A 9,792-nucleotide genomic window follows, 5' to 3' on the forward strand; every position below is an offset into this window, starting at 1 on the left:
CCTTATCCTTGTCGCGAGGGGTGCAAGCCGCGACTTCAATCCGAGCCTATCGCAGCGTGTCGTGACGCGTGCACTGGAACGCGATGCTGCTGCCGCGCGGGCCGAGTATCTGGGCGAGTTCCGAGAGGACTTGGCGGCCTTTGTGGACCTTGCCGTCGTGCAAGCGTGCGTAGCTGCGGGTCTGGCAGCAATTCTGCCCAACGCTCTGCGCCAGCCCTACACGGCCTTCTGCGACCCGGCTGGCGGCAGTGGCACCGACAGTTTCACGTTGGGCATCGGACATGACGGGCTGGACGACCAGCAGCTTGGAAAAGACCTGATCATTCTGGATTTGGTGGACGAGGTGAAGCCGCCGTTCCGCCCCGAACAGGTCGTGATGAAGTTCGCCGCGACGCTCAAGACGTATGGCTGCGATTCAGTCTATGGCGACAACTACGCGGCTCAGTGGGTCGTCGACGCCTTCGACCGGTATGGCATCCGATACATCAAGTCGCCGCTCAACAAGAGCGAGCTGTTCCTGAACTTTTTGCCGATGTTGAACAGCCGCTCGATCCAGCTTCTGGATCATTCCAAGCTGGTGTCGCAGCTCGTCGGCATGCAGCGCCGCGTGACGAGCGGTGGCCGCGAGACGATCGATCACAACCCCAATGGGCATGACGACGTGGCGAATGCCGTCGCTGGATGCCTGGCTGTCATCGCTCGCAACCGACGTCACACGAAGACCACAACCACAGCCATTCCGATGTGAGGACAGCATGCGCGAAGGCGACGTAGTTCAAACCACGCTGGGCCACAAATGGGTGGTCGCGTTTCTGCTTGATGCTGTTGACATCGAGGGGCTGCATGACGGGCGTCACGCGTTCCTAGTGCGCCCTGAGCCGACACCCTATGGCGACGATATCGTCTACGCGCTGGAGTCGGAGAACGACATCTTCATGGGGTGGCTGGGCACCACGGAGATTGATCAGGGCGACGTGTACACGCTCTACGGTGACGAGCCATTTGCCGTGGTCGAAGAGCGCGACCAGTTCATCAAGTTGCGGCGCGAAAACGGCAGCACCGAATGGATAATGCGCTGGCGCCTCGCCTTCAATCTGATGGTCGGACACGACATCTCCCCCGAGGCTGATTGGACCGAAGCCAAACTGATGGGAGCAATCTGATGACCGTGCAAGTCGGCGATATCGTCGTGGCGGGATCAGGGTTGCGCTGGTGCATCCTGGGCTTCGTTGGCAACCCCAGCGGCGGGCAGGATGCGAAGCTGATCCGCAAAAACTCCGATGGCAGTTTCACCGGCGTCCAAAAGGATGCCGAAATGCTGATCGCGGTGGAAAGCCCTGTCTTCGAGATCGGCGAGCCGGTGACGATCAACGGTCTCAAGGGGACCTTCCAGTGCTTAGAGCGCGAAGAGCATGTCGCGCGCATCATGCTGGCACCCCGCTCCAAGCAATTGGCAAGCGGCGGATTTGTCGAGATTCAGGCGGGCGTGTCTCGCGCCAGCTTCGCCTTGCTCGTCCTTGAAAATAGAAAAGTGTAGGAGAAGTCACATGGCAAGCGTTGCCGAACAGGAACTGAAATTGCACGTCTCGCCCTCCATCGATGAGCGGACGATCGACCATTTCGCCGAGAGGCAGATCGGCAATACGAAGCCCGAACCTGACCTGGAGCATGTCGCTCTATCGGCGGCGATGAAGGTAGCTCGCGAGGAGGCCCACGCGCTGGTCGCTCTCGCTGAGACTGTGTACGGGGACGGGTCGCAGCCGCTAGCTGCCGCCGTGATCCAAGTGGCTAGTGCGGCGCGCAAAAGTGGCGAGCGTGTCGCGGCCCGCTTGCTCGCCGCTCAGGAGAAGGTTGATACGACGATAGCGTCGCTTGAGAAAGTGACGTTTGCGCCCCCACCGGACGCCACGGCTGGAGAGCGGTACGATCAAGAGATTCGGGCCTCGCTGAAGGCACTGACTCCCGATGAACTCGCCAAGGAGATCAACGACGCTCTTGCGAGCAACGATATGGCGCTCATCGGTGCGGTGCTGCGCGCGCCAAGAGTCACGACCGGCATGAAGGCGGCCGAATTGGAATCCCTTCGCCACAGATTCCGCACCCAGCACTTTCCGAGCGAGATGCGCCGTCTGGAGCGTTTGAAGAAAATGCGCGTCGCGTCTGATGTGGGCGGTGGAGCATTCATCAAACTCGTGCAGCAGGCGGGCGACACTACCTTCGCCAATGCCGCCATGGCCGCGCGCTCCAAGCGCGAAAGCGTGCTCGCTGCCCATCAGCAACAGGAGGCATGAGACATGGCCAAGTCAGATCACTACATCGGTGAAGGCCTTCGCCTACGCATGAAGCTCACCAAGACCGACCTTGCGTCGGTGCCGCATGAATACCGCATCGCCTACCGGCCTGTTGACGAGGACGATGACGATTGCGAGGGCTACGATTTGATACTGTGCGTCAGCGCCGCCAACTACGTCACGGAGGCAAAGGCTGAGATCGCCCGCCTCACGGCTTCGCTGGAGACGCTGAAGGTTGAAGGCCCCAAGATGGTGGCGGCTGAAAAGCAGGCGTCACGCGACCACGCCGTCCGTATGACCCTCTTTCATTCGCTCGCAAAAGCTGGCGTCAAACAGGGGCTGATCGAGGGCGCCATGGCGACACTGGAAAGCCAAAATGATTTCGAGGTCGGTGAGTCCGATGGCCGCAAGAAAGAGCGAGTCGTCCATGCTAGGACCGAGCGAGGGCTGTTAACGGTCGACGCGCTGGTCCAGCAGTTCGTGGAGACCGAAGGGGCAGCTTATCTGGAAAGGCGCGCTGCCCCCGCCGGCGGCCATTTCAATCAGCTAAGCCGGGGCTTGAAGTTGCGCCACTAGCCGAAGGGGGCTTCTAGCTGGTGTGTCTTTTGTGAAGCGGTCTAGCGATGGCGGCAAAGGCCATTCGCTCAACGGCTTCCGTTTTCCAGACCCTACCCAGCGACAATTCGTGCTCGTCTTTGGACACACCGTCTCGGCCAGCATAGACTCCAACCATCAATGGCTCGTCGTCCTTGAGCTCGACTTGAACTCCGTCGTCCGAAAACAGCCGGTCTCCCTTTTCGCCCAAATAAACAACGGGCGATCCGGACATTCCTGACTTCGTCATCGCATCAATGTAGAAAGCGGTCGGGTATTCCTTTCCGCCTAGAGTGAGGGATGTCTGAGGTTCCGATGCAATTGACGCTCGTTTCCATATTGGGAACACGCCACCAGCACTAATCCCTTTTGGGTAGCCGAGAACAAAAACCTCTGATCCAACCGCCGGGTAAAAATGGCTGACGTCAGACACCGGTACTGGCCCAGTTTCTGGCGGCGAAGCGCCACGCTTCATTGTCACTTTGCCTCCTGCAATTGAGCGCAGGCTGTGCCCCCTGCTCTTCAATTCCGGCACGTAGCTGTCGATCAGGATAGCAGCAAAGTCATTTTGATTGTCGTTACCTTTGCTATCGATCCAGATCGGTTCATTTCGCTTAAATAACCACACGTCCATTGGTTTGAAAAAAAGCGACTCGTGCTCTCGACCTTTGATGATCCGTTTCTTGGAAAGCGCGACATGAAACTTAATGCGATTGGGAATTGCTGCTGTTGGTGAAAGGCACGCATTGTCGATCGGATTTCTACCGCTCAACACATGCCAATTAGTGATCAGAAAATAGTTGGTCGCGAGGTGCAAAATGAATCCCGTCGCGCTGCTGATGGCCTGATCGTTGAAGTAAGTTTCTATTTTCGTGGTGATGTAACTTAGTGGGCTTCCCATCCAAAAATTTACGATGACAGGCATTTCTTCTTCTCGATGCAGAAAATTACGGGTCTCCCTGCGTAAACTACCGGGCCACATTCCGCAATTCAGCGCCGCCCACACACTTGGGGCGGCGCGCATGGCTCTATGGCTTGGGACGGTGGTTTTGGCCGATTAGCTACTGCTAGGCCTTTGTGGCCTGCTTCTTTTTGAATCTCCGGAAGCGAGCGTCGGCCCGTTCCAGATAATCGCGAAACTTTGCCGGCCTCCCTCCAGTGGCATTGAGGCCGAGGATAAGAACTTCCGCACCTTTGGCAGTCGTGAGGCATCCGACGAACCCTTCGGCATTCGGAAATTCGCCGAAAACCAAAAGCCTGTGGGATGAACCGTCCGAGTTGTCGCTGAGGGCGAACTCCCGAGAATAGCTTTTCATAGGCACACACTCCTACTTCATCCGGGATTTTGAAGAGGGGTTGCCGGGGAACTCGCGGACAATCGTATAGCGCGGACCAGCCGAGTCAATGCATTCCACCGGCACGCTGGCCAGCCATTACTAAATCGTTATTAAAGACACAAAGGAATTCAAAAAGACCGGTCGCCAAATCTCCGCAAAGCCTTGCGCTGCTTGGGTTTGGGAGTGGTGAGCGCGATGGGATTCGAACCCATGACCTACTGATTAAAAGTCAGTTGCTCTACCGGCTGAGCTACGCGCTCCCGCGGGCGAAAGGCGGCCCTCGAAATTGCGCGGAACATAGGGAGAGTGCCTCGACCGGTCAACCGGAAAAAGAGGTCTCGCAAACACGGGCGGCTTCGCCCTGTCGCGGCACTTGTCCCACGCGCTGTCGGGGGGAGAACGGCCAAGGAACGCTGCCATTTATGCCTGACGGTGGCATCCAGTCTGGGGAACAATTGTATGCGCCGCTCGTTTTTCGGGCACAGGGACGTCCGCCAAACCATCGAGGAGAAGACCAATGAACAGAATCACAACGAGCCTGCTGGCGACCGCTCTCTCCGCCACATTCGTTGCGGCGGAGGCGGTGTCGGTTAATGCCCAACCGAACTATGTGCCGCAGTCCCAGGTCGCGGTGCCGGATGTACAGACAGTCCAGTACCGGGAGTGGCGCAAGGACCGCTACAATCGCAATTTTTCGCGTGACCGCACTTTTTCCCGCAATCGCGGCATGTATTGGAATGGCCATCGCGGCTATCGCGAATATCGCCCCGGCTACCGTCGTCACGGCGATTATTGGTTCCCGCTTGCGGCCTTCGCTACCGGCGCGCTGATTACCGGGGCAATCATCAACAATGAAAACAACCGCGTCTACGGGGGTAACGCCCACGTCCAGTGGTGCTACGACCACTATCGCAGCTACCGTACTTCGGACAACACGTTCCAGCCGAATTACGGCCCTCGCAGGGAGTGCCGCTCGCCTTACTGATCCGAAGTGTGAGTACCGAGTAAAAATGGCCTGCGCCGGCAACGGCGCGGGCCATTTTTCGACGTGCCCAGGCGCGAGAGTGCTGGTCAGTTCGCCCAGCTGATACTTTTGAAAATCAAATAGAGCGCTCCACCCTCACCACGCGGTGAGCGATACGCACCGAGAGCATGGCAAATTCGAACCATTGTTCCCGTCAATTCCCAACCCAGCGCTTCCAGGTCATTGCCGGCGTTGGGCACATAGGCCTGGGCCAACTCATCTATGCTGTTCTTCTCGCCGAAGGAGCGAACCAGCTTGGCGTCGCTGAGAAGCTCGCTGGGCAAATTCGAATTTGCCCAAGCCCACAGCCAATTGCTGGCCTTGGCGCTCGTGGAGCCTGCAATCTGGATCTCAGTGACGATCTTGACGCCTCCTTCATCCGAGAACAGAAGCTTTCCGGCCGTGAGGTCATAGTCATAGCGTGACCAACTGCCGAGGCGAAAATCTCTATGCAAGCGGTCATTCTTGGCATGCAGTTGCTCAACGGCCGTCGCGCCAAGCAGGATACCAGTCTGGCTTCATTCTCCTCTCACCCTGATGGCTGCTCACTACACGCTCAGCGTCCGGCGCACAGCATCGCGCCAACCAGCAAGTTTGGCTGCGCGCGCGGAGCCATCCATGGCCGGCTGGAACCTCCGCTCGAGCGCCCAGCTCTTCGCGAATTTCTTGGCATCCGGCCACACGCCTGCCTTCGACCCGGCGAGCCACGCGGCACCCAGCGCCGTCGTCTCCAGGATGGTCGGACGGTCGACCGGCGCGTCGAGGATGTCGGCCAGCCTCTGCATGGTCCAGTCCGACGCAACCATGCCGCCGTCGACCCGCAGCACGGTCTTGGCCGAAGCTCCCTTCCAGTCCTTACGCATGGCGTCGAGCAGGTCGCGCGTCTGGTAGGCGACGGATTCGAGTGCGGCGCGGGCGAATTCCGCCGGCCCGGAATTGCGCGTCAGCCCGAAAATGGCACCGCGTGCCTCGGCGTCCCAATGCGGCGCGCCGAGCCCGACGAAGGCCGGCACCAGGTAGACGTTTTGCGTTGGATCAGCCTCGGCAGCCAGCTTGCCGCTTTGCGCGGCCTTGCCGATCACCTTGATGCCGTCGCGCAGCCATTGGACCGCGGCGCCGGCAATGAAGATCGAGCCCTCCAGCGCATAAGTGGTCTTGCCGTTCAGCCTGTAGGCAATAGTGGTCAAGAGGCGGTTCTTCGAACGCACAAGGTCGCTGCCGGTGTTGAGCAGCGCAAAGCAGCCCGTGCCGTAGGTGGATTTCATCATGCCCGGCTCGAAACAGGCCTGGCCGATGGTCGCCGCATGCTGGTCGCCGGCAACACCGAGGATTCTTATCTCGGCGCCGAAGAGATTTTTCTCCGTGATTCCATAGTCATCGGCGCAATCTTTTACCTCGGGGAGCATTTTTGCCGGGATGTTCAGTATCGACAGCAGTTCGTCGTCCCAGGCATTTTTCTCGATGTTGTAGACCAGCGTGCGCGACGCGTTGGTGGCATCCGTGGCGTGGACCTTGCCGCCGGTCAGACGCCAGATCAGGAAGCTGTCGATGGTGCCGGCGAGCAGCTCGCCCTTCTCGGCGCGCTTTCTGGCGCCCTTAACCTTGTCCAGCATCCAGGAGATCTTGGTGCCGGAAAAATACGGATCGAGCAGCAGGCCGGTCTTTTTGGTGAATGTCTTCTCCAGCCCCTGCTTCTTGAGTTTCTGGCACAGCGGCGCGGTGCGCCGGTCCTGCCAGACGATGGCGTTGTGGATCGGTTTGCCGGTCGCCCTGTCCCAGATAACGACGGTTTCGCGCTGGTTGGTGATGCCGATCGCGGCCACGTCGGATGCATCCCGGCCGGCCTTTTTCAGCGCCGCCTTCACGGTCGACACCACGCTCGCCCAGATATCCTCGGGATCGTGCTCGACCCAGCCGGAGGCCGGGTAATGCTGGGTGAACTCCTTCTGTCCGCTGCCGACGAGCTTCATCTGGCCGTCGAACAGGATCGCCCGGGTCGAAGTCGTGCCCTGGTCGATGGCAAGGATGTATCCGGTCATTCTGCCTCCCCGCTTATTTTTTACACAAACAGGGGAGACGGCAAGATGCCGCCTCCCCTTATTCTCATGATGCAGGCGCGAACGCCGGCACCAAGGTTACTTCTGCCAGCTCTTCACCAGTTCGTCGTAGTTGATGGTGATCGGCTTTTCCTTCTCGTTCTCGATCTTCAGCTGAGGAGCGAGATTGCCTTTCTTGACCGCGTCGGCGTTCCAGTAGGCGAGGTCATGCTCTTCGGCCATCTTCGGGCCGATATCGCCCTGGACGCCCGATTTCTCGATGCGGCTCATGACCTTCTCCTGCTCGCCGCAGAGCGAGTCCATCGCTTCCTGCGCCGTCTTGGCACCCGACGACGCATCGCCGATCGCCTGCCACCAGAGCTGTGCCAGCTTTGGATAATCAGGCACGTTGGTGCCGGTCGGCGACCACTGGACGCGGGCCGGCGAACGGTAGAACTCGATCAGGCCGCCGAGCTTCGGAGCCCGCTCGGTGAAGCTCTTGTCGTGGATCGTGCTCTCGCGGATGAAGGTCAGGCCGACATGGCTTTTCTTCACGTCGACAGTCTTCGAGGTGACGAACTGCGCGTAGAGCCAGGCGGCCTTGGCGCGGTCGGTCGGGGTCGACTTCATCAGCGTCCAGGAGCCGACGTCCTGATAGCCGAGCTTCATGCCGTCCTTCCAGTAGACGCCATGCGGCGACGGCGCCATGCGCCACTTCGGCGTACCGTCGTCGTTCAGCACCGCCTTGGCGCCGGCATCGACCATCGAAGCGGTGAAGGCGGTGTACCAGAAGATCTGCTGGGCAACCGCGCCCTGCGCCGGAACCGGGCCGGATTCGGAGAAGGTCATGCCCTGGGCTTCCGCCGGAGCGTAGGCCTTCAGCCAGTCGAGGTATTTCTGGATCGAGTAGACGGCGGCCGGGCCATTGGTGTCGCCGCCGCGCGCCGTGCAGGAGCCGACCGGACGCGAATTCTCGTCGACCTTGATGCCCCACTCATCGACCGGCAGACCGTTCGGCAGGCCCTTGTCGCCATTGCCGGCCATCGACAGCCAGGCGTCGGTGAACCGCCAGCCGAGCGACGGGTCCTTCTTGCCGTAGTCCATGTGGCCATAGACCTTCTTGCCGTCGATCTCGCGGCCGGTGAAGAACTCGGCGATGTCCTCATAGGCAGACCAGTTGACGGGAACGCCAAGGTCGTAGCCGTACTTGGCCTTGAAGTCCGCCTTGTTCTTCTCGTCGTTGAACCAGTCGTAACGGAACCAGTAGAGGTTCGCGAACTGCTGGTCGGGAAGCTGGTAGAGCTTCTTGTCCGGAGCGGTCGTGAACGAGGTGCCGATAAAATCCTTCAGGTCGAGGTTCGGGTTGGTGACATCCTTGCCCTCGCCCGCCATCCAGTCGGTCAAATTGCGCACCTGCTGGTAGCGCCAGTGGGTGCCGATCAGGTCGGAATCGTTGACCCAGCCGTCATAAAGGTTCTGGCCCGTCTGCATCTGGGTCTGGATCTTCTCGACGACGTCGCCTTCCTGGATGACGTCATGCGTGATCTTGATACCGGTGATGGCGGTAAAGGCCGGCGCCAGCACCTGCGATTCATACTGGTGCGTGGCGATGGTTTCCGAAACGACCTTGATGTCCATGCCGGCGAAAGGCTTTGCGGCATCGATGAACCACTGCATTTCGGCTTCCTGGCCAGCGCGGTCGAGCGTCGAGAGCGGGCCGATTTCCTTGTCCAGGAAAGCCTTTGCCTCGTCCATCCCGGCATAGGCATTGCCCACGCCCAGCAACAGGACAAGGGCCGTCGTTGATGTTAAAAATTGCCTTCGCATGTGTTTCCTCCACAGTTTTAAGGTTCAAGTGCGATCTGGAGCGGCCGCCGGCACGCGGTCGCTCCAACAGTTTCCCCCTCTATACGTAGCGGAACACGCCAATGGCGTAGACCACGGAGAGAGCGAGAGCCCACCACAGGTTGGATCCGACAAGACCCAACCAAGCGAGATGGATAAAGGCGCTGCCAAGCAGCGACAGGAAAAGACGGTCGCCGCGCGTTGTCTCGAAGCGCAGCACGCCGACGCGCGGATTGCCGCCCGGCGAGGCGTATTCCCACGCCGCCATGCCGCAAAGCAGCAGAAGGATGGTCCCGAAAAAGGCCGCCGTCGGCCACGTCCACGCCATCCAGGTGAGGTCGAAATTCATCGTCAAACCCTCCCCAGGGCGAAGCCCTTGGCGATATAATTGCGCACAAACCAAATGACGAGCGCGCCGGGGATCAACGTGAGCACGCCGGCGGCGGCGAGCAGGCCCCAGTCCATGCCAGCGGCCGAAACCGTGCGGGTCATGGTGGCGGCGATCGGCTTGGCGTCGGTGGTGGTCAGCGTACGGGCGATAAGCAGTTCCACCCACGAGAACATGAAGCAGAAGAAGCAGGCCACGCCGATGCCGCTGGCGATCAGGGGCATGAAGATCCTGACGAAGAAGCGCGGGAACGAATAGCCGTCGATATAGGCGGTTT

11 protein-coding genes, 1 tRNA gene and 2 pseudogenes are annotated in these 9,792 nt (G+C 59.8%); 6 read left to right on the top strand and 8 right to left on the bottom strand.

Going from position 1 to position 9,792, the window contains the following annotated elements; genetic code table 11:
- The 5 genes and pseudogenes from EN925_RS10295 to EN925_RS10315 form a co-directional block, all read left to right on the top strand.
- A pseudogene (locus EN925_RS10295) lies at window positions 1-748 on the top strand (hypothetical protein); the annotation flags it as partial.
- Window positions 749-755: 7 nt separating this feature from the next.
- Window positions 756-1,163: a hypothetical protein gene (locus EN925_RS10300; RefSeq protein ID WP_127369718.1), complete on the top strand. Its 408-nt coding sequence runs from the start codon at window positions 756-758 to the stop codon at window positions 1,161-1,163.
- The gene (locus EN925_RS10305; RefSeq protein ID WP_127369719.1) at window positions 1,163-1,537 is read left to right on the top strand and encodes a hypothetical protein; all 375 of its coding nucleotides are present in this window, start codon (window positions 1,163-1,165) and stop codon (window positions 1,535-1,537) included. Before EN925_RS10300 ends, EN925_RS10305 begins: the two co-directional genes overlap by 1 nt.
- A 10-nt stretch (window positions 1,538-1,547) precedes the next feature.
- On the top strand, window positions 1,548-2,291 hold the full coding sequence (locus EN925_RS10310; RefSeq protein ID WP_127388501.1) for a hypothetical protein: 744 nt from the start codon (window positions 1,548-1,550) through the stop codon (window positions 2,289-2,291).
- A gap of 3 nt (window positions 2,292-2,294) precedes the next feature.
- Entirely contained in the window at window positions 2,295-2,867 is a 573-nt protein-coding gene (locus EN925_RS10315) for a hypothetical protein (protein ID WP_127370104.1), read from the top strand.
- Between the two features lie 13 nt (window positions 2,868-2,880).
- Here EN925_RS10315 and EN925_RS10320 read toward each other — a convergent pair whose 3' ends face one another.
- The 3 genes from EN925_RS10320 to EN925_RS10330 all read right to left on the bottom strand — a co-directional run bounded on the left by EN925_RS10320 (window position 2,881) and on the right by EN925_RS10330 (window position 4,482).
- Window positions 2,881-3,810, bottom strand: coding sequence for a trypsin-like peptidase domain-containing protein (locus EN925_RS10320; protein WP_164766185.1), 930 nt, complete (start codon window positions 3,808-3,810; stop codon window positions 2,881-2,883).
- Between the two features lie 142 nt (window positions 3,811-3,952).
- The gene (locus EN925_RS10325; RefSeq protein WP_127370102.1) at window positions 3,953-4,201 is read right to left on the bottom strand and encodes a hypothetical protein; all 249 of its coding nucleotides are present in this window, start codon (window positions 4,199-4,201) and stop codon (window positions 3,953-3,955) included.
- Window positions 4,202-4,406: 205 nt separating this feature from the next.
- Window positions 4,407-4,482: transfer RNA gene (locus EN925_RS10330), tRNA-Lys, on the bottom strand.
- A 257-nt stretch (window positions 4,483-4,739) separates the two neighbouring features.
- Between EN925_RS10330 and EN925_RS10335 the strand changes: the two genes are divergently transcribed.
- Window positions 4,740-5,207, top strand: a complete 468-nt coding sequence (locus tag EN925_RS10335; protein ID WP_127370101.1) for a BA14K family protein — start codon at window positions 4,740-4,742, stop codon at window positions 5,205-5,207.
- Between the two features lie 86 nt (window positions 5,208-5,293).
- Here the strand turns inward: EN925_RS10335 and EN925_RS10340 are convergent, their stop codons facing one another.
- The 5 genes and pseudogenes from EN925_RS10340 to EN925_RS10360 all read right to left on the bottom strand — a co-directional run.
- A complete protein-coding gene (locus tag EN925_RS10340) occupies window positions 5,294-5,701 on the bottom strand; it encodes a DUF6882 domain-containing protein (protein ID WP_224672845.1) in 408 nt (135 codons plus the stop codon).
- A 93-nt stretch (window positions 5,702-5,794) separates the two neighbouring features.
- Window positions 5,795-7,285: a glycerol kinase GlpK gene (gene glpK / locus EN925_RS10345; protein ID WP_127369110.1), complete on the bottom strand. Its 1,491-nt coding sequence runs from the start codon at window positions 7,283-7,285 to the stop codon at window positions 5,795-5,797.
- A 96-nt stretch (window positions 7,286-7,381) separates the two neighbouring features.
- Window positions 7,382-9,109 (bottom strand): ABC transporter substrate-binding protein, encoded by a 1,728-nt coding sequence (locus EN925_RS10350; RefSeq protein WP_013531807.1) that lies wholly within the window; start codon window positions 9,107-9,109, stop codon window positions 7,382-7,384.
- Window positions 9,110-9,188: 79 nt separating this feature from the next.
- A complete protein-coding gene (locus EN925_RS10355) occupies window positions 9,189-9,482 on the bottom strand; it encodes a DUF2160 domain-containing protein (RefSeq protein WP_024503495.1) in 294 nt (97 codons plus the stop codon).
- A pseudogene (locus tag EN925_RS10360) lies at window positions 9,479-9,792 on the bottom strand (carbohydrate ABC transporter permease); the annotation flags it as partial. The gene EN925_RS10355 and the pseudogene EN925_RS10360, both read right to left, overlap by 4 nt.

The organism is Mesorhizobium sp. M7A.F.Ca.US.006.04.2.1 (assembly GCF_004022915.1).
GTDB classification, from domain to species: Bacteria; Pseudomonadota; Alphaproteobacteria; order Rhizobiales; family Rhizobiaceae; genus Mesorhizobium; species Mesorhizobium ciceri.

Excerpts from the sequence above, each read along its gene's own strand:
- EN925_RS10335 (WP_127370101.1), top strand. The coding sequence starts at position 4,740 with ATGAACAGAATCACAACGAGCCTGCTGGCGACCGCTCTCTCCGCCACA.
- glpK (WP_127369110.1), bottom strand. The coding sequence starts at position 7,285 with ATGACCGGATACATCCTTGCCATCGACCAGGGCACGACTTCGACCCGG.
- EN925_RS10300 (WP_127369718.1), top strand. The coding sequence starts at position 756 with ATGCGCGAAGGCGACGTAGTTCAAACCACGCTGGGCCACAAATGGGTG.
- EN925_RS10320 (WP_164766185.1), bottom strand. The coding sequence starts at position 3,810 with ATGCCTGTCATCGTAAATTTTTGGATGGGAAGCCCACTAAGTTACATC.
- EN925_RS10305 (WP_127369719.1), top strand. The coding sequence starts at position 1,163 with ATGACCGTGCAAGTCGGCGATATCGTCGTGGCGGGATCAGGGTTGCGC.
- EN925_RS10350 (WP_013531807.1), bottom strand. The coding sequence starts at position 9,109 with ATGCGAAGGCAATTTTTAACATCAACGACGGCCCTTGTCCTGTTGCTG.
- EN925_RS10310 (WP_127388501.1), top strand. The coding sequence starts at position 1,548 with ATGGCAAGCGTTGCCGAACAGGAACTGAAATTGCACGTCTCGCCCTCC.
- EN925_RS10315 (WP_127370104.1), top strand. The coding sequence starts at position 2,295 with ATGGCCAAGTCAGATCACTACATCGGTGAAGGCCTTCGCCTACGCATG.
- EN925_RS10325 (WP_127370102.1), bottom strand. The coding sequence starts at position 4,201 with ATGAAAAGCTATTCTCGGGAGTTCGCCCTCAGCGACAACTCGGACGGT.